Raw genomic sequence first — 20,034 nt, forward strand, 5'->3', positions numbered from 1 at the left:
CCCCCCTCCCAGTTACCTCTCATGCGCTCACGACCGGGCGTGAGTTTCACCTGAGCCCAGCGACTAAGGCTGATAGTACTGCGCTCGCTGCTTAGTAGACTCCGCGTCATGCGAGGGATTCGTGCTGCCGTTTCGGCGATCGTGGTGCTCTCATTGGCGTCGTGCGGGCAGTCCGATAAGGCCGCCCAGGCCGGCGATCCAGGCGTCGGGCACATTCACGGCCTCGGCGTGGATCCGTCCGACGGCGCTCTCTATCTTGCCGGGCACTACGGCCTCTTCAGGGTCACGTCCGCGAACACCGCCCATCGGGTGGCAGGGCGCGTCCAGGACCATATGGGATTCACAGTGGTCGGCCCCAAGACCTTCCTCGCCAGCGGTCACCCCGGCGAAGCCGACACCGGCTCCCCGCCCCATCTCGGTCTGATCCGTACCACTGATGCCGGCGCGACGTGGAAGACCGTCTCCGAGCGCGGAGTCGCCGACTTCCACGCCCTGCAACAAGCAGGGTCGACACTCTACGGCTACGACAGCCAGACCAGCCGCGTTCGGGCCAGCGTCGACGGCGGTGCAACCTGGCGGCAGGGTGCCGATGAAGAGGTCATCGACTTCGCCGCCCATGCCACGCAGCCAGAACGCGTCTATGCGACCACAACCAGTGGCGTGCAGGTGAGCGGGAACGGCGGCATGGACTTCGAGCCGATGAAGGACGCACCTCCGCTCGGCCAGATCGAGGCCCCTGCTGCCGACCTCCTGATCGGGTCGGACGCCGACGGTCACGTGCATATGAGCGTCGACGCCGGCGAGACGTGGCGGACGAGCGGCCGGCTCCCGGCTCCCGCCGTGGCGTTCACCGCCGTCGACCGGCAACACCTTTTCGCCGCGGCCGAGGACGGCACCGTGTACGAGTCCACGAACGGAGGCACGAACTTCACCACCGTCTTCCGCCCGGCCAGCGGCTGACGTTCCCTGCAGATGCGCGGGACACGAGGATCAACAGCGTCGTCGTCCCCATCCGGGTGCCCGCCCACATCGACATCCCGTGCAAGGCGTCAGCCATCCCTCGCTGATGACGATGCCGATCCAACGATCCAGGGAGACACGGCTATTTCGCATAGTACGTCTCATGGACCGTGGAAAGTCGCCGTGAACTGGCCAGCCAGACCTCCCACCTTCTGTACTATGTCGCCCCAGATTCAGGATTACGAGGAGGCATCGTAGTGGCAGTGCCGACATGGCTCGGGCGATCAGCAGTGGCCACAGCGCTGGCCTTGGCTGTGATGCTTTCCACGCCGGGCAATGCCACCGCGGATCCGTCGCCGGCCCAGGCCAGGGCCAAGCTCGTGAAGCTGAACGAACAGGCCGACCAGCTCGTCGAGAAGTACAACCAGGCCGCCGAGACGTACAAGGCGGCCAAGAAGAGGTACGACGCTCTCAACGCCGACGCCAGGCGCATGGACGCGCAGGCGACGGCCCTGCGGAGAGATCTCGTCACCGCGGCAGTGGGGGACTATCAGTCAGGGCCGCTCACCGGCTGGGCCAGGTTCACCACCGGGGGCGGCACCGAGACCTTTCTGAGCAGCATGGCCACCCTGGATCAACTGGTGCGGGCCAGGGCCGCGAAAGTCAGGGTCTTCGAGGCGACCACCAAGAAGCTGCGCGACCGGCGCGCCGCGGCCGAACGGGCCCTGGCCGAGGCCAAGACCGCCCGCGACAAGGTACGCGGCGAGAAGACGAAGGTCGACGAACTCGTCACCGAGCAGACCAAGCTCCTTCGCCGGCTCGGCGCCTTCCAGACCGGCGACCCCAACAGCCCCGGCATCCCGTACACCGGCCCCGCCTCCGGCAACGCGCGGACGGCACTGCAGTTCGCCTTCTCCCAGATCGGCAAGCCCTACCAGTACGGCGGCACCGGACCGGGCTCGTACGACTGCTCCGGCCTGACCCAGGCGGCCTGGCGCGCCACAGGGGTCGAACTCCCTCGCACCACGTACACCCAATGGAGCTGGGGCGCCGACCGTCGTGTTCCCCTCGACGCGCTGCAGCCCGGCGACCTGCTCTTCAGCAAGGGCCTGGGACACATGGGGATGTACGCCGGCGGCGGGAAAATGGTCCACGCACCGCAGACCGGGGACGTCATCAAGGTGAGCGATCTCGACGGCTACTGGCGCAACCGCCTCCTCGGCGCCGTCCGCCCGTGACAGCAGCAACGACGTTCCGCCGATACCTGGTCTGGTGAGGTCTCGGCTGCTCGTGCAGCGGCACGTGTACACGGAGCAGCATGCCTTCGGCCAATATCTTGATATGGCCGACAATATGAGCATATTGTTTGCGGTATGTCGATACCGTCGAGTGCCGGGGATCGTCCGCCGGAAGACCTGACCGCGCGTGCCCGCATCCGCGACGCCGCACTGGCCCAGTTCGCCGCCGGGGGCGTCAAGGCCACCACGTTGAAGAACATCGCCGACGCCGCGGGCGTCTCCGTCGGCCTGGTGCAGCACCATTTCGGCTCCAAGGACGGGCTGCGGGAGGCCTGCGACCAGCATGTCCGCGACGTCATCCTGGGTGCCGCCGACCAGGTCCAGGAGGGGGCCGACGTCAACCCCGAATTCCTGCGGGGGATGTACGAGGCGAGCGAGCTCAGCGTCCGCTATCTCGCGCGGGCCCTGGTCGAGGACTCGCCGGTGGCGGCCGCGTTGTTCGACGAAGGCGCCGAGGCCGCGGAGCGGTTCTTCACGGCCACCTGGCCCGATGAGTTCCCTCCCGGCGAAGCGAAGGTTCGCGAACGGGCCGTCGTGATGGCGGCGATGCATCTGAGCACGATCGTGCTGCACGATCATCTGTCCCGGCGGCTCGGCATCGACGTGTTGCAGCGCGCGAACTCCAGCCTGATCGGCATCGCCCTGGCCGATGTCTACGCGCACATGGGTGAGTGGTTCGCCGCCGAGCAGGGAAGCCGGCTCCGTCAGGCCGTCACCGAGTTTCACAAGAAGGAGCACCCCGATGCCTGATGTGATCGAAGTCCGTCGACTGGTCAAGGGCTTCGGCCGGGTCCGCGCGCTGGACGGCCTGGACATGACCGTGCGGGAAGGAGAGGTGCACGGGTTCCTCGGCCCCAACGGCGCCGGCAAGTCCACGACCCTGCGCATCCTGCTCGGCATGCTGCGCAAGGACGCCGGCGAGGTCCGGCTGCTGGGCGGGGATCCCTGGGCCGAGGCCGTCGAGTTGCACCGGCGGCTCGCGTACGTCCCCGGCGACGTCACCCTGTGGCCGAGCCTGTCCGGCGGCGAGGTGATCGACCTGCTCGGCCGCCTGCGCGGCGGCACCGACGCCAAGCGGCGCGACGAGCTGGTCGAGCGCTTCGCCCTGGATCCGCGCAAGAAGGCACGGACCTATTCCAAGGGCAACCGGCAGAAGGTCGCGCTGATCGCCGCACTCGCATCCGAGGTCGAGTTACTGCTGCTGGACGAGCCGACCTCCGGTCTCGACCCGCTGATGGAGGCGGTCTTCCGCGAGGTCATCACCGAGGAGCGGCGCGCCGGCCGTACGGTCCTGCTCTCCAGCCACATCCTCGCCGAGGTCGAGGCGCTCTGCGACCGGGTGAGCATCATCCGGGACGGCCGGATCGTGGAGGCCGGCACGCTCGCGCAGTTGCGCCATCTCACGCGCATCTCGGTCACGGCGGAGCTGGACACGGTGCCGGAGGGCGGCCTGCCCCATGTTCACGACCTCCGCCTGGACGGTGGCCGCGTGCAGTTCCAGGCCGACACCGACCACATCGGCGAGGTGCTGGCCCGGCTGGCGCAGCACGGCGTGCGCGACATCTCCGCCCAGCCCCCCACCCTCGAAGAGCTGTTCATGAGGCACTACCGATGAACACGCCGGCACTGATCAGGCTGATCCTGCGCCGCGACCGCGTCTGGCAGCCGCTGTGGCTCCTGCTGGTCGCGCTCTTCGTCACCACCACGGTGGCCACCATCCGCCAGTTGCTCCCGACTCCCGAGGCGCGCCTGCACTACGTCAACGAGATCGCGGCCAACCCCGTGATCCTGCTGATGCAGGGGCCGGCGTACGGCGACAGCCTGGGCGCGGCCGCCGCTCAGCAGCGGGGGGCCGCCACCATGATCTTCGCTGCCCTGGCCAGTGTCATCCTGCTGGTCAAGCACACCCGCTCCGACGAGGAGCAGGGGCGACGTGAGCTGGTCGGCTCGGCCGCCGTGGGGCGGCACGCGCCGCTGACCGCTGCTCTCGCCGTCGTGCTGGGCGCGAACCTGGTGCTGGCCGTACTGATCACCGTGGTCGGCGTGAGCGCCGGGCTTCCCCTGGCCGGGTCCCTCGCCTGGGGGCTGATGGCCGCGTCGGGTGGCTGGACCGGGGCCGCGCTGGCCGCGGTGGCCGTGCAGGTGACTCAGAGCGCTCGGGTGGCCGGAGCCACGGCCTTCACCGTGTTCTTCGGGGCGTACCTGGTCCGCGGCGTCAGCGACGTGGGCGGCCCGGGCATGGAATGGCTGGGCTGGCTCATGCCGAGCGGCTGGATCCTGCGCGCCCGCGCCTTCGGCGGCGAGCGGTGGTGGGTGTTCCTGCTGGTCGCGGCGTTCGCCGCGGCCTTGGTCGGGGTGGCCTACGCGCTGTCGGCCCGCCGGGACATCGGCGCCGGCCTCCTGCCGCCGCGGCTCGGTCCTGCCCATGCGCCGAACGGCCTGCGCGGGCCGCTCGGGCTGGCGTGGCGGATGCACCGTGGCATGGCGCTGGCGTGGGTCGCGGGTGCCGCCTTCATCGGTACGGCGGTCGGGCTGGGCGGGCAGACCGCCATCGAGACGTTCGGCCAGAGCGGCGCGCTGGACTTCTGGGCCGAGCGGACGGGGACCGACGATCCCACGGAGATCTTCTTCCGCCTCGTCGTGTACAAGCTGGCGATGTACTCCGTCTCCCTGTACGCGATCATGACGGTGCTCCGCCTGCGCGGCGAGGAGGCCACCGAACTCTTCCTGTCCCATCCCGTCAGCCGGACGCGCTGGGTGGTCAGCCAGCTCGTGTTCGCGGTGGCGGTGCCTGTCGCCGTTCTGGTGCTCGCCGGCCTCACGCTGGGCCTCGGCGACGGGGACTTCGCCGGTGGCCTGGCCATCACCACGACCCTCCTGCCCGGTGTCTGGGTGATGGCCGGGATCGCCGTGGCGGCGTTCGGGCTGTTCCGGCGGGCCGGGGCGGTCGTGGGGTGGACGGCACTCCTGCTGGCCATCGCTGTGGAGGTCGGCTGGGAGGTCGGGCTGGTGAGCGACTCGTTCTTCATGGTCTCCCCGTTCGCGCACGTCCATTACTCCACGCTGGCCAGCCCCGGCCCGGGCACGCTGATCGGGCTCACGCTCGTGGCCGCCGGCTTCGCTGCGGCAGGCCTGTACGGGCTCCGCCGCCGCGATCTGGCTCTGTGACTCCAGCCGGCCGCGCGCCGCGAACGCGGGGACGCCCCGCTGCGTGCGGCCGGCGAGGGGGACGGCCACCGCCCCAGCCGGAGGGTGGACGGGCGCCCGCGCCCGCGCTAGTTTGTCTGCTAGTTGGCATCTAATGCGGGAAAGCAGATGAATAGGCGTGACCACATAGAGCAACTGCTCGCCTCGATGCAGCGCGACCTGCTGCCCTCGCTGTTGCACGTCCATGAAGACGACGACCTGCGGCTGATCGACAACGTCATGCTGCAGGTGCTCGACCGTGGCGAGGAGCCCACGGTCAAGGAACTGGCCGCCTTGATCGGCCGTTCCGACTCGCGGACCAGCCGGATCGTCGACGGGCTGGTGCGGCGCGGGCTCGTGGAGCGGTACGAGGACGAGCGGGATCGCCGCGCCCGCAGGATCCGGGTGAGTGAGCAGGGCACCGCGTTGCTGCGACGGATTCGCCGGCTCAGGGTCGATGCGCAGATGCGGCTCTGGGAGCACTTCACCGAGCAGGAGCAGCAGATCGTGCTCCAGGCGCTGGAGCTTTTCGCCAAGGCTGCGAGGAGGGTACGGGATGAAGCTGATCCAGCTGTCTCAGATCGACGCTTCGATGATCGACCTGGTGGGCGGTAAGGCTGCCGGGCTGGGGGAGATGATCAGGGCCGGTGAGCGGGTCCCCGACGGCTTCTGCGTGACCGTCGAAGCCTATGTCACAGGAGACGTCCCGGAGACGGAGCTGGTCGACGCCTACGAGCGTCTCGGCGGCGGCAAGGTGGCGGTGCGCTCAAGTGCCACCGCCGAGGACCTGCCTCAGGCCAGTTTCGCCGGGCAGCAGGACACCTACCTCAACGTCGAGGGCAGACAAGCGCTGATCGACGCCGTCCGCCGCTGCTGGGACTCCCTGCACACCGAGCGCGCCGTGGCCTACCGGGCCAACGCCGGCATCGAGGACGCGGCGATGGCCGTCGTGGTGCAGCGGATGGTCGACCCCGAACGGGCCGGTGTGCTGTTCACGGCCAACCCGATCACCGGGCGGCGCAATCAGATGGTCGTCGACGCCGCGGAAGGACTCGGCACCGCGATCGTCGACGGCGCCGTGGTGCCCGACCACCACGAGTTCGACGACGATGCCGCCCAGGACGGCTGGCTGGAGGACCTGCGTACGGCAGGACTGCGGCTGCGGGAGCACTTCGGGTCGCCGCAGGACATCGAGTGGGCCGTCGATCGGGACGGCGCGTTGTGGTTACTGCAGTCCCGCCCGATCACGACGCTGTTCCCGGCGCCACCTGCGACCGGCGAGACCCGGCTCTACCTGGAGTTCGGGCACATCCAGGGCATGCTGCGGCCGATGACCCCGATGGGGGTGTCGATGCTCAAGGCCGGCGCCGCCCCGTGGTTCGAAGCTGCCGGCGCGAAGCTCGATCAGCGTGATCCGTTGCCCCGGATGGTTCCGATCGGCGGCAGGCTCTATTTCGACCTGACCGACTTCCTGCGCAACAAGGCGATCCGCAGGCGGCTGGGAGCTTCGCTGGAGGTGTACGGTCCGCGCGTGCAGGGCGCCGTGCAGCGGATGATGCACGATCCGCGCTTCGCCCCGCGGCCCGGCCTGCCGTTCAGGATGCGCACGGTCATCAAGGCGACGGCGCTCATCACGCCCCGGGCCGTCGCCGGGCTCGTCTCCGCCCTGGCCCGGCCGGAGGCCGCACGGGTCAAGGCCCGTCGTGGCGTCGAGAAGATCAGGCGGCTGACCGTGCCGCCCGGGAAGAACGCGACCGCCGCCGAGCGGCTGCGCTGGGCGGCGGAGGACTCACACAAGGCGGTCATGACCCTGGACATGCAGGGGATCATGTGGCCGCTGGTCGCCGGCATCATGGCGGGCACCGCCCCGGCCGCCCTGCTTCAGGGCGTGGCCACCGAGGAGGAGCTGGACACCGTCCTCGGCGGCATGCCGTACAACGTGACCACGGAGATGGACCTGGCCCTGTGGGGACTCGCGGTGAAGGCGCGCGAGCACCGCGGCCTGTTCGGGGAAACCCCCTCGGATGAGCTTGCCGCCCGCTACCGAGAAGGCGACCTGCCCGACATCGGCATGGCTGCGTTCCTGGACACGTACGGCATGCGCGCCGCCGCCGAGATCGACGTCGGTACGCCACGGTGGGCGGAAGACCCGGCGCCGCTGTTCTCCACGATCGCCAACTACCTGCGCGTGGACGACCCCGACCAGGCACCGGACCGGCGGTTCGAGCAGGCAGCGGCGAGAGCCGAGCGGATGCTCACCACGCTGGCGCGGCGCGCCCGACGCAGGCGGCCGATCCGCGGCAGGATCGCGACATTCCTCATGCGCAGGTCGCGCGAGCTCACCGGCCTGCGCGAGATCGGCAAGTTCGCCTGGCTGATCCCGCTGCGGGCGGCGCGGGAGCAACTGCTGCTGGTCGGCGAGGAGTTGTTCGAGCGACCGGACGACATCATGTTCCTCGACCTGGTCGAGGCACGCCAGGCCGTTCAGGGTGCGGATCTCCGTCCCGTGATCGCGGCGCGGCGGGCCGAGTACGAGCGTGAGCTGCGACGGCCCACCGTACCCGGAGCCCTGCTGTCGGACGGCACCGACGTGGAGGCGCTCGCGCCGCAAGGCCCCGTGGAGGACGGAGTGCTCACCGGCATGGCCGGGGCGGCGGGTCGGGCGACCGGAAGGGCGCGGGTGATCCGCGACCCGGCCGACGCGCACATCGAGCCCGGCGAGATCCTCGTCGCGCCCACCACCGACCCCGGCTGGACGCCGCTCTTCCTGACCACGGCGGGCCTGGTCACCGAGACCGGCTCCCCGGTCGCGCACGGCCCGACCGTCGCCAGGGAATACGGCATCCCGGCCGTCATCTGCGTGCGCAACGCCACCCACGAGATCAGAACCGGGCAGCTCATCACCATCGACGGCGCCGCGGGGACCGTGCGAATAGAGGAGGGATGAACCGGCTCATGACGGGGCATCCTCCTGGGCGCGGCCGCGGAGCCGGCGTGTGATACCGAACCAGGCGGGCACGTCACGCTCGTCGTCGAAGCCACGGGCGACCACGACGTCGGTGGAGGAGTGCAGGATGATCGACAGGACGATGGTCACCGCGACGAGCTGGAAGACGCTCTGGGCCGTGGTGATGCCGGAGGCCAGGACGATCAATCCGTAGACGACGGAGGCGAAGCCCTTGGGGCCGAACCAGGCCACCGCGGCCTGCTCCCGCACGCTGAGCCCGGAGCCGAGGAACGACACCCAGATCGCCACCGGCCGGGCCAGCACCAGTGCCAGGATCGCGAACAGCCAGCCCTGCCAGCCGACCGAGCCGAGCAGGGCGGGAGTGATGAGCGCGCCGAACACCAACAGCGCCGCCAGCTTCAACAGCTCGGCGATGAGCTCGCCGAAATGTTCGAACGACTCGCGCTGCCGCTCGCCGAAGGTGGCGACCGTGATCCCGGCGGCGAAGGCCGCCAGGAAGAGGTTGCCGTGCGTGGCCTTGCCCACCGCCAGCACCAGCAGGCCGATGGCCAGGCCGTTGAGTGGTTCGTACTGGGTGGAGGCGGAGAACCAGCGGGTCTGCTCCAGTTTGATCGCCAGCCACGGGATGGCCACCCCGATCACGATGCCGAGGCCGAGTTCGAGACTGAGCTCACCCAGATGCAGGTCGTCCGAGCCGGCCGCGACGGCCAGGAACACCATGACGAACGGCAGCGCCAGGCCGTCATTGACGCCCGACTCCACGTTCAGCAGCTGCCGCAGCCGGGGCGGCACCTTGTCGTTTCCGACCAGCGCGGCGGCGAACACCGGGTCGGTCGGCGCCAGGATCGCGCCGACCAGCAGCGACTCGACCCACCCAAGACCGAGCAGGTAATGGGCGGCCAGCGCGGTGATGATCAGCGTGAGCGGCAGCCCCCACCCCAGTGCCCGGCCGGGCAGACGCCACGCGCCACGCAGATCCTTCCAGCCGACCCGCATGCCGTCGGTGAACAGCACGGCGAACAGCGCCAGCTCCGCCAGCGTGGCGACCAGATCGTCGCCGGGCCGCAGTGACACCACGCCCAGCGCGCCATCGCCGAGCACGAACCCGGCCACCAGGAACAGGGCCGCCGTGGACAGGATGGTGCGGTGGGCCAGGCTGGACAGCAGCACGGCCAGCATCAGCATGCCCGCGAACGCGAGTGACAGCGCACCCATCAGGTGGCCTCTCCTTTGTGTCGAACACCGACGAATGCCACCGACCGAACCTGTCGGCTCACCACGCTGACTGCGGCAAAGCAACCTCGGCCCGGATGGCGACCCGTCAAGCCCTTCTCCACGATCGGCGGCAGAAACTGCCGACCAGACTTCCCGGCGCACCTGCAGGGAACCTATCAGGACGCGTCAAGACGGGCGCGGCGGAGGGGCTCGGGTGCCGTCAAGCGCTGTCCGGCTGTCAGTGGCGCTCTCGGTCCCACTGGTCGAGGAGCTTGGGGAACTCGCGGCCCATGAAGTCGTACATGTCGCGCATGAGCTCCAGCCTGGCCCGGCTCTTGGGGTTATGGCCGACCGCGGCCAGGCCCTGTTCGGCGAGCTGTGCGAACGCGGTGAACTCGGCCATCTTGGCCTTGAACGCGCGTCCGAAGACGTCCTCGGTCAGCCGGTAGTGATCGCGGCGCTCCCGGGGTGGGCGGAAGCGCTCGACGAGCCCGCCTCGTTCGAGCTGGCCCAGGGCGACGCTCATGCTGCTCTTGGCCACGCCGAGCTGCCCGCACAACTTGGGGGCGTCGGCGGAATCGTCCGGATCGGCCAGGAGCACGCCGATGACCCGGCCTGCCGTACGGCTGAGTCCCAAACGTTCGAAGTAGAGCCCGGCACTCTCCACGAACTCCTCGACACCGGTCACGCACAGATTCTATTCTGTTCGGAGCGTTCCGAACAGAATAGAAGGTTCGCATCCGCGTGCGGGACGTGATCGTGCCCGTTCTGTGCCCGTACGCGGCCGGTCGCCACCGTTCGCGGATAGTTGATACGTTGGTGACAGGTGTGCCGGGAAGTCTGGTCGGCGATTCTCACCGTCGATCACGAAAGAGGCACGAAGTTGCGCGCAAGCGATCTTGCATGCGATTTTCCGACCGTCACCGCGGACACATCCGTGCACGACGCCGCCCTGCTCCTCGCCGAACAGGACCTGCCAGGCCTCATCGTGGTCGACGACCACGGGTTGCCCGTCACCATCCTGCCCGGCACACAGGTGCTCCGGCTGGCTGTGCCCGGCTACTGCCAGGACGATCCGGCGCTGGCGCGAGTCGTCGACGAACCACACGCTGACCGGTTCCTGCACGCTCTGACCGGCCGAACCGTCCGCGAGGCACTACCGGCACAACCGCGCGAACTGCCGATCAGCGCCCCCGACGCCACCATCCTGGAGCTGGCCGCGTTGATGGCGCGCACGCACAGCCCGCTCGTAGCCGTGGTGAGCGACGGGCGCTTGCTGGGCGCGGTCACGCTGCAGGCGCTGCTGGACCGGGCGGTGGCCGCGTGACCGTCACCGCATGGCTGGCCGTGGCGGTCTTCCTGTGCGCGTACGCACTGATCGCCACCGAGAAGATCCACCGCGTCGCCGCCGCGCTCGGCGGCGCCGGCCTCATGCTGCTGATCCACGCCACCGACGCCGGAGCAGCGTTCTTCGACGAGCACACCGGCATCGACTGGAACGTCATCTTCCTGCTGCTCGGCATGATGGTCATCGTCGGCGTGCTGAAACAGACCGGCATCTTCGAATATCTGGCGATCTGGGCGGCCAAACGCGCCAAGGGCCATCCGTACCGGCTGATGGTGCTGCTGGTGGTCATCACCGCCGTCGCCTCGGCGCTGCTGGACAACGTCACCACCGTGCTGCTGATCGCGCCGGTGACCTTCCTGGTGTGCGAACGGCTCGCGCTGCACGCGGCGCCGTTCCTCATCGCCGAGGCCATGGCCTCCAACATCGGCGGCGCCGCCACCCTGGTCGGTGACCCGCCGAACATCATCATCGCCAGCCGCGCGGGCCTGAGCTTCAACGACTTCCTCGTCCACATGGCGCCCCTCGTCATCGTGCTGATGATCGTCTTCATCGGGTTGTGCCGGATCCTGTTCAGAAAGTCCTTCACCTACGACCCGGACCGCGCGGCCGAGATCATGGCGCTCAACGAGCGGGAGGCCATCGCCGACCCGCGGCTGCTCTGGCAGAGCCTCACCGTGCTGGCCCTGGTCATGATCGGGTTCGTGCTCCATCCCGTGCTGCACTACGAGCCGTCGGTGGTGGCCATCCTCGGCGCGGGCGTCCTGGTGGCCGCCACGAAGGTCACCACCGCGGACGCGATCGAGGAGGTGGAGTGGCCGACGCTGGTGTTCTTCGCCGGACTGTTCGTCATGGTCGGCGCGCTCGTGGAGACCGGCGTGATCGGCCAGATCTCCCAGGCCGCGACGGCCGCCACCGAAGGCCGGATGGAGCTCACCACTATGGGCCTGCTCTGGGCCTCGGCCGGGTTGTCGGCCATCGTCGACAACATCCCGTACGTCGCCACCATGAGTCCCATCGTCGCCGAACTGGTCCAGGCGGGCGGCGGCAACGACCAGGCCCAGGTGTTGTGGTGGGCGCTGGCCTTCGGCGCCGACCTGGGCGGCAACGCCACCGCCGTCGGCGCGGCGGCCAACGTCGTCATCCTCGGCATCGCCGCCCGCAACGGCACCCCGATCAGCTTCTGGCAGTTCACCAAGTACGGCCTGGTCGTCACCGTGGTGACCATCACGCTGACCGCGCCGTACCTCTGGTTGCGCTACCTGACCTGACGTTCACCTCGCGGAGCCGAGAAAGACGCACGTCGCCGCTGAGAGATCGGCCAAGGACCTTGGTCCCTGTGGGCGCCGGGCGGGACGAGACAGCGCCAGAGGCATGATGTGCGTCTTTCTCCTTGACGATCACGAGGTTGTCCGGCGGGGCGTGGCCGCCCGAGGGGGACCTTCGGACGGGACTTTCGCCCCTGATGCCGGCGAAGACGCAGTGAGATGCTGGTGGACATGCAGCTCGATTCGTCCGGACTCCAGGTGCTCTCCCGGGAGGAGTGTCTACGCCTGCTGTCGTCCACGCCGATCGGGCGGATCGTCTTCACCGATCGCGCCCTGCCGGCCGTCCAGCCCGTCAACTTCTGCCTCGACGGCGAGAGCATCGTCATCCGCACCTCCATCGGGTCGAAACTGGCCGCCGCCACCCGCCGGGCCGTGGTGGCGTTCGAAGCCGACGAGTTCGATCCCGGGATGCGCACCGGCTGGTCGGTCACAGCGGTCGGGCACGCGCGGGCCGCCACCGAGCCCGCTGAGATCGCCCGGCTGGCCACGCTCCCCCTTCGCCCATGGGCGCCGGGAAGCCGGGATCACTACATCGTGGTCGACGCCGAGCAGGTCTCCGGCCGCCGGGTCACCTGACATCGGTTCAGGCCGAACGGGAACTCCTGCACGATCCCCGTCACCACGCCCATCGGCGAAGTCGCTGAGGAACAGGCGTCCCTAGGTCCCACGGCGTTCATGAGCGGTCCCAGAGCAGGGGAAGCTCGAAGCGGTCATACCGGTCCCAGACCAGATTCTCGCGGACGTCGACGACGCCGCCGAGCCCCTTGACCACCGTCACGGCCGTCGCCGCCTCGCTTCGCGTCGCGGTGCGGCCGGACAGCGTCACGATGCCGTTCCGCACCTGTACGGCGATCCCGGTCCGGTCGTTCCAGCGCACCTGCTCGGGGATCGCGTTCTCGACCCGGCGCTTCAGCTCCGCGTCGTCACGGACGTACGCCTTGAGCAGGTCGCGCCTGCTGACGATGCCGATCAGGCGGCCGTCCCCGTCCACCACGACCAGCCGCTTGACCTCATGCTCGTCCATCAGCTGGGCGGCCGTCACGGTGGACACGTCCGGCCCGACCGTCACCGCCGGCGCGGACATCAGTTCGGCCGCCGTGTCGCCCGCGGCCTTCTGGCTGCCCTCCCCGCCACGTCCGGTCAGCCTGCGGCGCAACCGGGCACGCAGCGGCGGCCGGTAGCCCTCGCCGCTGTACTCCTCCCGGAACTCCTCCTTACGCAGCAGATCCGCCTCCGACACGACACCGGCGACCCGCCCGTCCTCCTCCAGCACGGGCACGGCGCTGACCCCGCGCCGCACGAGGAGTTCGGCGACGTCCTTGAACGGCGTCCCCGCCTGCACCGAAGCCACGTACGTGGTCATCACGTCTTTCACGGTGATGCGCACCATCGGATTCTCCTTTCCGCTCCCGGCCGTCTCTCCCGGCCGTCTCTCCTGGCCATCGCACCACCTGCCGACGCGGGTCCCTAGGGACGGAAGTCCTTGGTGCCTGGGCTTTGGTCAGGGAGTTCCTCCAGGAAAGGGCCGCACCACGTGCAGCGCGGTGTCTGAGCCGGGTCCGGCGGCCACGGCCCAGACGCGCACGCACCTCCTGGATAGGCTCATGGACATGGCCGGCCGCATCCTCGTCCTGAACACGGGATCCTCCTCGATCAAGTACGAGCTCATCGACGTCGAGACCCGCGAACGCCCGGCCCGCGGCCTGGTCGAACGCATCGGCGAGGAGATCGGACGGCTCACGCACCGGACCGGCGGCCGGCCGCCGTACGTGAGGGAGCGGAGCTTCTCGGGGCACGGCGAGGGGCTGGAGGCGATGATGGAGGCGTTCGCCGCGGCAGGGCCAGAGCCGGCGCCCGTCGCGGTCGGGCACCGGGTCGTGCACGGCGGGACCCGGTTCGCCGACGCCGTGGTCGTCGACGACGAGGTGATCGCCGCGATCGAGGAACTCGCTCCGCTCGCTCCCCTGCACAACCCGGTCAACCTCGCCGGGATCCGGCTCGCGCGCGAGGTGTTCCCCGGCGTGCCCCAGGTGGCCGTGTTCGACACCGCCTTCCACCGCACGTTGCCGCCCGAGGCGTACACCTACGCTGTGCCCCGGGACTGGCACGAACGGCTCGGCGTGCGCCGCTTCGGCTTCCACGGCACCTCCTGCGCGTACGTCTCCCGCCGCGCCGCCGCCTTACTCGGCCGCGACCTCGCCGGCCTCAACCTGATCGTGCTGCACCTGGGCAACGGCGCCAGCGCCACGGCGATCTCCGGCGGCCGCAGCGTCGACACCTCCATGGGCATGACGCCCTTGGAGGGGCTGGTCATGGGCACGCGCTCCGGCGACGTCGACCCCGCGATCGCCGGTTACCTCGCCCGGATGGACGGCATCGACGCCCAGCAGACCGAGCATGCGCTCACCCACCGCGGCGGCCTGCTCGCCCTGGCCGGGAGCCTCGACATGCGTGAGGTACGCGGCCGCCACGACGACGCGGCCCGGCTGGCCCTGGACATCTACACCCGGCGCATCCGCAAGTACGTCGGCGCCTACTACGCGCTGCTCGGCCGGGTGGACGCGATCGTGTTCACCGGCGGCGTGGGCGAGCACGACGCCGCCACCCGCGCCGCCTCCCTGACCGGCCTCGACCGCCTGGGCATCACCGTGGATCCCGCGCTCAACGAGACGGGCTCAGCCGGTGAACGGGCTGTCTCCCCTCCCGGCGCCGAGGTGCCGGTGCTGGTCATCCCCACCGACGAGGAATGGGAGATCGCCCGCCAGGCCCTCGCTGCCATCTCCTGACAGGCGGCGCGGCACGGCGACCGTCCGGAACGCCGACGGTAGGCCGGCACCGTCAGCCGCCGCGACCACTGGCTGCTCTACGTCCGCCCCCGGCGAGAGGGCTGCCGCGGTTGCGGACAATGGTGAACATGACACGTGCGGTGTACGTCGCGGCGGGCGAGGCGGGAAGCAACAAGGGCACGGTCGCCCTCGGCATGGTCGAGCTGCTGTCCCGGCAGGTGGAGACCGTGGGCGTGTTCCGGCCGGTCGTGCGGGCGGGGCGCGAGGACAATCTGATCAACACCATCCGGAGCAGGTTCCAGCTCGCCATGCCGTACGAAACGTACGCGGGCGTCACCTACGACGAGGTGCACGCCGACGCCGATCGTGCCGCCGGCGACATCGTGGCCCGCTACCGCGCGCTCGCGAGGCGGTGCGACGCGGTGGTCGTGGTCGGGACCGACTACACCGATGTGGGCGCGCCCACCGAGTTCGAGTTCAACGCCAGGCTCGCAGCGGATCTGGGAACGCCGGTGCTGAACGTGGTGAGCGGGAGGGGCAGGACGGCCCCGGAGATCGCCGCCGCGGTCGAGTTGTCGTCCCGGCAGTTGGCGCAGCACCACGCCCGGGAGCTCGCGGTCGTGGTGACCCGGGCGGCTGCCGAGCCCATCGCGATCGACCACCCCACACCGGTGTTCACGCTGCCCGAGACCCCCTCCCTGCGCGCGCCCACCGTCGCCGACCTGCTGAACGCCTGCGACGGCCGGCTCTTTCTCGGTGAGCGCGACGGGCTCGGCCGGGAGGCGAGCGCGCTGATGGTGGGCGCGATGTCGTTGCCCGGCATTCTGGACCGCTACACCGAAGGCGCCGCGGTGATCATCCCGTCTGATCGGGCCGCCGCGCTCCTGCCCGGGCTGATCGCGGCGCATGCGGCGCCGGGCTTTCCCGCCCTGTCGGCGGTGATCATGACGGGTGGCACGGATCTGCCCGGCCCGGTGGACCGGCTGCTGCGCAGCATGGCCATTCCCCTGCCGGTGATCGGCACCGACCACGACACCTTCGACACCGCGACCCGTCTGTCGGCCGTGGACGGCCAGTTCACCCCCGAGGCCGGCGGGAAGATCGACACGGCGCTGCGGTTGTTCGCCGAGCATGTCGACGGGCGGTTGCTGCTCGATCGGCTGGCGATCGCCAAGACCGACGTCGTCACACCGCTGATGTTCGAGTACGAGCTGCTGGAACGGGCGCGTGGCCGCCGTCGGCACATCGTGCTGCCCGAAGGTGAGGAGCCGCGCGTCCTGCGGGCGGCCGACGTCCTGCTCCGCCGGGGCGTGGCCGAGCTCACCCTGCTCGGCGACGAGGAGCGCATCAGGGTGCAGGCCGCCCAGCTCGGCCTGGATCTGGACGCGGCCAGGGTGCTCAGCCCGTTCGACGCGGAGCTGCGCGAGCGGTTCGCCCGCGAGTACGCCCGGGTCCGGGAGCACCGGGGGATGACCGTCGAGCTGGCCCGCGACACCGTCACCGACGTGTCCTACTTCGGGACGCTGATGGTGCACACGGGCATGGCCGACGGCATGGTCTCGGGCGCGGCGCACACCACCGCCCACACCATCAGGCCGGCGTTCGAAATCCTGCGCCTGGGGCTGGTCTCCAGCGTGTTCTTCATGTGCCTGGCCGATCGGGTGCTGGTGTACGGCGACTGCGCGGTCAACCCCGATCCCACCGCCGAGCAGCTCGCCGACATCGCGATCTCCTCAGCCCGCACCGCCGTCCTGTTCGGCGTCGATCCCAGGATCGCCATGCTGTCGTACTCGACGGGCGCCTCGGGCGCCGGCGCCGATGTCGACAAGGTCCGCACCGCCACCGACCTGGTCCACCGGCGCCGGCCGGACCTGCCGGCGGAAGGGCCGATCCAGTACGACGCGGCCGTCGACCCCGCGGTGGCGCGGACCAAGATGCCCGGCAGCCAGGTGGCCGGGCGCGCCACCGTCTTCGTGGTGCCCGACCTCAACACCGGCAACAACCTCTACAAGGCGGTCCAGCGCAGCGCCGGCGCCGTCGCGGTGGGACCGGTGCTCCAAGGACTGCGCAAGCCGGTCAACGACCTGTCCCGCGGTGCCACCGTCGCCGACATCGTCACCACCGTGGCCATCACTGCCGCGCAGGTACGCGACCACAACGGTGAGGGCACGGCCGAGACGGCGATACGCCGCTGAAGGCGGCGGCCGGTCACGCACGCACCTGCCGTCCGGCTTCCCCTTCCGGGACCTTCGCCCCTGGGCCGGGGGTTCGTTTCCTGCGAAAACAGGTATGCGAAACGATGCGGCGGTTCGGCCGATCAGATGACCTGGGAGCAGGGAGGACGACGTGGTGGTTCCCACACGCCCCGGACTGTCATCCGGAGAAGCGGAGGCGCGTCTGGAGCGGGATGGGCCCAACCTGCTCCCGGAGAAGCCGCCCGTCCCCCTGTGGCGGAGAGTCGCCGTCCACCTGCGCGATCCACTGATCATCGTCCTGCTCGTGGCGGCGGCGTTGACCGTCGCCACGGGCGACTGGACCGACACCGCCGTGATCATGCTTGTGGTCCTCGTCAACACCTCCGTCGGGGTCGTGCAGGAGGTGCGCGCCGACCGGGCGATCACGGCGTTGTCGCAGCTCACCGCCCCGACAGCGCGTGTGATCCGCGACGGCTCGCAGAAGGAGATCCCGTCGGCCGGCGTGGTCGTCGGCGACCTGCTGGTCCTGGCGGAAGGCGACATCGTCGTGGCCGACGCCACGGTGGCGGAATCTGCCGCGTTGCTCGTCGACGAGTCGTCGTTGACGGGAGAGTCCGTGCCGGTGGACAAGGCCGTCGACGACCAGGTCTCTTCCGGCACCGTCGTGGTACGGGGACGTGGCGCGGCGATCGTCACCGCCGTGGGCGCGGCGAGCACGAGCGGCCGGATCGCGTCCATGATGGTCAGGGGAGCCGGTCTGACGCCGTTGCAGCGCCGCCTGGTGGGGGTCGGCCGCCTGCTGGCCGGCGTCGCGGTGGCGCTGTCGGCGCTGGTGCTGGCGCTGGGCCTGGTGCGCGGGCAACCGGTCGAACTGATGGTGGTGACCGCCATCAGCCTGGTGGTCGCGGCCGTTCCCGAGTCCCTTCCCGCGGTGGTGACTCTGAGCCTGGCCCTGGGAGCCCGCCGGATGGCCGCGCGCAACGCTCTCGTACGCAGGCTGCCCGCCGTGGAGACGCTGGGCGCGGTGACCGTGCTCGCCACCGACAAGACCGGCACTCTCACCGAAGGCAGGATGGTCGCCCGGCGCCTCTGGACTCCCTCGGGAGAAGCCACGATCACCGGCTCCGGATACGCACCCGACGGCGAGATCGTACGCGACGACTCCCTCCACAACGCCCACCTCACCGAGTTGCTCGTGGCGAGCGTGCTCTGCAACGACGCCAGGTTGTCGCCGCCGCAGGACGACGGCGGGGAGTGGGCGGCGCTGGGCGATCCCACCGAGGCGGCCCTCCTCGCCGCCGCCGCCAAGCTCGGCCTCGACCGCGAGCACCTGCACGAGCGCTTTCCACGGCTGGCCGAACGTCCCTTCGACAGCGAACGCAAGCGGATGAGCACCGTGCATCGCCTGCCCGGCGGACGTTGCCGGGTGATCTGCAAGGGCGCCCCCGAGGTGCTGCTCCGCCCGCCCTTTCTGGCCGGCGACCGGGAGTTGGCGGCCCGCGCCGCCGAGCGCGCCGAGCAACTCGCCCGGGAGGGGTACCGAGTCCTGGCGGTGGCCGGCCGCGACCTGGACGCCGTCCCGGAAACGGCGCCGGAGAGCGGGCTGTCCCTGCTCGGGCTGGTCGCGCTCCTGGACCCTCCGCGCCCGGCCGCGGCCACCGCCGTCGCGGACTGCAAGCGGGCCGGCATCAGGCCGCTCCTCATCACCGGCGATCACCCTGGGACCGCCCGTGCCATCGCCACCGACCTGGGCATCATCGACACCGGCGATCCGGTTGTGGACCTCCGGGACCCCGGTACGCCCGACCATCTCCAGGCCCGCGTGTACGCCCGGGCCACCCCCGGGCAGAAGCTCGAGATCATCGAGGATCTGCGGACGCGCGGCGAGACCCTGGCCATGACCGGAGACGGCGTCAATGACGGCCCCGCGCTGCGACGCGCCGACATCGGCGTGGCCATGGGCAAGCGCGGGACCGAAGTCGCCCGTCAGGCCGCCGACCTCGTGCTCGCCGACGACGACCTGGACACCGTGGTCGCGGCCGTCGAGGAGGGCCGCCGGGTCTACGCCAACATCCGCCGGTTCCTGGTCTACGGCCTGTCCGGCGGAGCGGCCGAGATCGCCGTGATGTTGCTCGGACCGTTCGCCGGCCTCACCGTCCCGCTCCTCCCCGCGCAGATCCTGTGGATCAACCTGCTCACCCATGGACTGCCCGGCGTGGCTCTCGGCGGCGAACCCTCCGTGCCCGGATCCATGACCCGTCCACCGCGGCCGCCCGGCGAGAGCATCCTCGGCGCGGGACTGTGGCAGCGCCTGATCCGCATCGCCGTCGTCCTCACGGCCGTCACCCTCGGCGTCGCCGTCTGGGCCCACCAGACCGGCCGCCCCTGGCAGAGCATGGCCTTCTTCGCCCTCGGCGCCACGCAACTCGGCGTCGCGCTCGGTTCCCGCACCCGGCCCGGCTCGCGGGCCAACCCCTTGCTGCTGCTCTCCGTCGCCGGTGCGCTCGCCCTGCAGCTCGCTGGGTTGTACCTGCCGCTGCTCCAGGAGTTGCTCGGCACCGAACCACTCGTCCTGGGCGATCTGCTGATCGTCAGCGCGCTGTCGGTCCTCGGCTATGCCGCCGCCCGCCTCGACCGGATCCTGCACCCGCACCGGCCGGCCCGATCACCGGCCATGGGATGTGGAGGACCTGGCGACGGTGGACGGACTCCGCTGAGGCGGTCCTGACTCTGAGGCTGCCGCTCAGCCGGGC

Annotated in this window: 16 protein-coding genes; 13 read left to right on the forward strand and 3 right to left on the reverse strand. The window is 70.3% G+C overall.

Annotation, left to right across the window (positions count from 1 at the left end):
• Positions 1-108 precede the first annotated feature (108 nt).
• From ABGA98_RS07070 to ABGA98_RS07100, 7 genes are all read left to right on the forward strand, one after another.
• Positions 109-960: a F510_1955 family glycosylhydrolase gene (locus tag ABGA98_RS07070; protein ID WP_347617326.1), complete on the forward strand. Its 852-nt coding sequence runs from the start codon at positions 109-111 to the stop codon at positions 958-960.
• A gap of 317 nt (positions 961-1,277) precedes the next feature.
• Complete coding sequence (locus ABGA98_RS07075) at positions 1,278-2,198, forward strand: NlpC/P60 family protein (protein ID WP_347617327.1); 921 nt, start codon at positions 1,278-1,280, stop codon at positions 2,196-2,198.
• Between the two features lie 135 nt (positions 2,199-2,333).
• Positions 2,334-3,008, forward strand: a complete 675-nt coding sequence (locus ABGA98_RS07080; RefSeq protein ID WP_347617328.1) for a helix-turn-helix domain-containing protein — start codon at positions 2,334-2,336, stop codon at positions 3,006-3,008.
• The gene (locus tag ABGA98_RS07085) at positions 3,001-3,873 is read left to right on the forward strand and encodes an ABC transporter ATP-binding protein (RefSeq protein ID WP_347617329.1); all 873 of its coding nucleotides are present in this window, start codon (positions 3,001-3,003) and stop codon (positions 3,871-3,873) included. The genes ABGA98_RS07080 and ABGA98_RS07085 overlap by 8 nt, the downstream gene beginning before the upstream one ends.
• The gene (locus ABGA98_RS07090) at positions 3,870-5,426 is read left to right on the forward strand and encodes a hypothetical protein (RefSeq protein WP_347617330.1); all 1,557 of its coding nucleotides are present in this window, start codon (positions 3,870-3,872) and stop codon (positions 5,424-5,426) included. Before ABGA98_RS07085 ends, ABGA98_RS07090 begins: the two co-directional genes overlap by 4 nt.
• Before the next feature lie 186 nt (positions 5,427-5,612).
• Complete coding sequence (locus ABGA98_RS07095; RefSeq protein WP_347617331.1) at positions 5,613-6,059, forward strand: MarR family winged helix-turn-helix transcriptional regulator; 447 nt, start codon at positions 5,613-5,615, stop codon at positions 6,057-6,059.
• On the forward strand, positions 6,001-8,391 hold the full coding sequence (locus tag ABGA98_RS07100; RefSeq protein ID WP_347617332.1) for a PEP/pyruvate-binding domain-containing protein: 2,391 nt from the start codon (positions 6,001-6,003) through the stop codon (positions 8,389-8,391). The genes ABGA98_RS07095 and ABGA98_RS07100 overlap by 59 nt, the downstream gene beginning before the upstream one ends.
• Positions 8,392-8,397: 6 nt before the next feature.
• Here ABGA98_RS07100 and ABGA98_RS07105 read toward each other — a convergent pair whose 3' ends face one another.
• Positions 8,398-9,627 carry a cation:proton antiporter gene (locus ABGA98_RS07105; RefSeq protein WP_347617333.1) on the reverse strand — a complete coding sequence of 410 codons (1,230 nt, stop codon included), beginning with the start codon at positions 9,625-9,627 and terminating at the stop codon, positions 8,398-8,400.
• Between the two features lie 238 nt (positions 9,628-9,865).
• Positions 9,866-10,315, reverse strand: coding sequence for a MarR family transcriptional regulator (locus ABGA98_RS07110; RefSeq protein WP_347617334.1), 450 nt, complete (start codon positions 10,313-10,315; stop codon positions 9,866-9,868).
• A 138-nt stretch (positions 10,316-10,453) separates the two neighbouring features.
• On the opposite strand from ABGA98_RS07110, the gene ABGA98_RS07115 reads away from it, so the two are divergent.
• The 3 genes from ABGA98_RS07115 to ABGA98_RS07125 all read left to right on the forward strand — a co-directional run bounded on the left by ABGA98_RS07115 (position 10,454) and on the right by ABGA98_RS07125 (position 12,876).
• A complete protein-coding gene (locus ABGA98_RS07115) occupies positions 10,454-10,954 on the forward strand; it encodes a CBS domain-containing protein (protein ID WP_347617335.1) in 501 nt (166 codons plus the stop codon).
• Positions 10,951-12,243, forward strand: a complete 1,293-nt coding sequence (locus tag ABGA98_RS07120) for an ArsB/NhaD family transporter (protein ID WP_347617336.1) — start codon at positions 10,951-10,953, stop codon at positions 12,241-12,243. Before ABGA98_RS07115 ends, ABGA98_RS07120 begins: the two co-directional genes overlap by 4 nt.
• A gap of 228 nt (positions 12,244-12,471) precedes the next feature.
• A complete protein-coding gene (locus ABGA98_RS07125; protein ID WP_347617337.1) occupies positions 12,472-12,876 on the forward strand; it encodes a pyridoxamine 5'-phosphate oxidase family protein in 405 nt (134 codons plus the stop codon).
• 97 nt (positions 12,877-12,973) lie between these two features.
• Here the strand turns inward: ABGA98_RS07125 and ABGA98_RS07130 are convergent, their stop codons facing one another.
• Positions 12,974-13,690 carry a CBS domain-containing protein gene (locus tag ABGA98_RS07130; protein WP_347617338.1) on the reverse strand — a complete coding sequence of 239 codons (717 nt, stop codon included), beginning with the start codon at positions 13,688-13,690 and terminating at the stop codon, positions 12,974-12,976.
• A gap of 220 nt (positions 13,691-13,910) precedes the next feature.
• On the opposite strand from ABGA98_RS07130, the gene ABGA98_RS07135 reads away from it, so the two are divergent.
• From ABGA98_RS07135 to ABGA98_RS07145, 3 genes are all read left to right on the forward strand, one after another.
• Positions 13,911-15,086: an acetate kinase gene (locus ABGA98_RS07135; protein ID WP_347617339.1), complete on the forward strand. Its 1,176-nt coding sequence runs from the start codon at positions 13,911-13,913 to the stop codon at positions 15,084-15,086.
• A gap of 128 nt (positions 15,087-15,214) precedes the next feature.
• Positions 15,215-17,281, forward strand: a complete 2,067-nt coding sequence (gene pta / locus ABGA98_RS07140; RefSeq protein WP_347617340.1) for a phosphate acetyltransferase — start codon at positions 15,215-15,217, stop codon at positions 17,279-17,281.
• A 151-nt stretch (positions 17,282-17,432) separates the two neighbouring features.
• Positions 17,433-20,009 carry a cation-translocating P-type ATPase gene (locus ABGA98_RS07145; RefSeq protein ID WP_347617341.1) on the forward strand — a complete coding sequence of 859 codons (2,577 nt, stop codon included), beginning with the start codon at positions 17,433-17,435 and terminating at the stop codon, positions 20,007-20,009.
• The last annotated feature ends 25 nt before the right edge of the window (positions 20,010-20,034 follow it).

Origin of the sequence: Nonomuraea sp. B1E8 (genome assembly GCF_039871515.1) — a bacterium.
Classification (GTDB): Bacteria; Actinomycetota; Actinomycetes; order Streptosporangiales; family Streptosporangiaceae; genus Nonomuraea.

Coding starts and splice junctions, on each gene's coding strand:
- ABGA98_RS07135 (WP_347617339.1), top strand. CDS start 13,911: ATGGCCGGCCGCATCCTCGTCCTGAACACGGGATCCTCCTCGATCAAG.
- ABGA98_RS07125 (WP_347617337.1), top strand. CDS start 12,472: ATGCAGCTCGATTCGTCCGGACTCCAGGTGCTCTCCCGGGAGGAGTGT.
- ABGA98_RS07130 (WP_347617338.1), bottom strand. CDS start 13,690: ATGGTGCGCATCACCGTGAAAGACGTGATGACCACGTACGTGGCTTCG.
- ABGA98_RS07070 (WP_347617326.1), top strand. CDS start 109: ATGCGAGGGATTCGTGCTGCCGTTTCGGCGATCGTGGTGCTCTCATTG.
- ABGA98_RS07075 (WP_347617327.1), top strand. CDS start 1,278: ATGCTTTCCACGCCGGGCAATGCCACCGCGGATCCGTCGCCGGCCCAG.
- ABGA98_RS07085 (WP_347617329.1), top strand. CDS start 3,001: ATGCCTGATGTGATCGAAGTCCGTCGACTGGTCAAGGGCTTCGGCCGG.
- ABGA98_RS07095 (WP_347617331.1), top strand. CDS start 5,613: ATGCAGCGCGACCTGCTGCCCTCGCTGTTGCACGTCCATGAAGACGAC.
- pta (WP_347617340.1), top strand. CDS start 15,215: ATGACACGTGCGGTGTACGTCGCGGCGGGCGAGGCGGGAAGCAACAAG.
- ABGA98_RS07090 (WP_347617330.1), top strand. CDS start 3,870: ATGAACACGCCGGCACTGATCAGGCTGATCCTGCGCCGCGACCGCGTC.
- ABGA98_RS07105 (WP_347617333.1), bottom strand. CDS start 9,627: ATGGGTGCGCTGTCACTCGCGTTCGCGGGCATGCTGATGCTGGCCGTG.
- ABGA98_RS07080 (WP_347617328.1), top strand. CDS start 2,334: ATGTCGATACCGTCGAGTGCCGGGGATCGTCCGCCGGAAGACCTGACC.
- ABGA98_RS07100 (WP_347617332.1), top strand. CDS start 6,001: ATGAAGCTGATCCAGCTGTCTCAGATCGACGCTTCGATGATCGACCTG.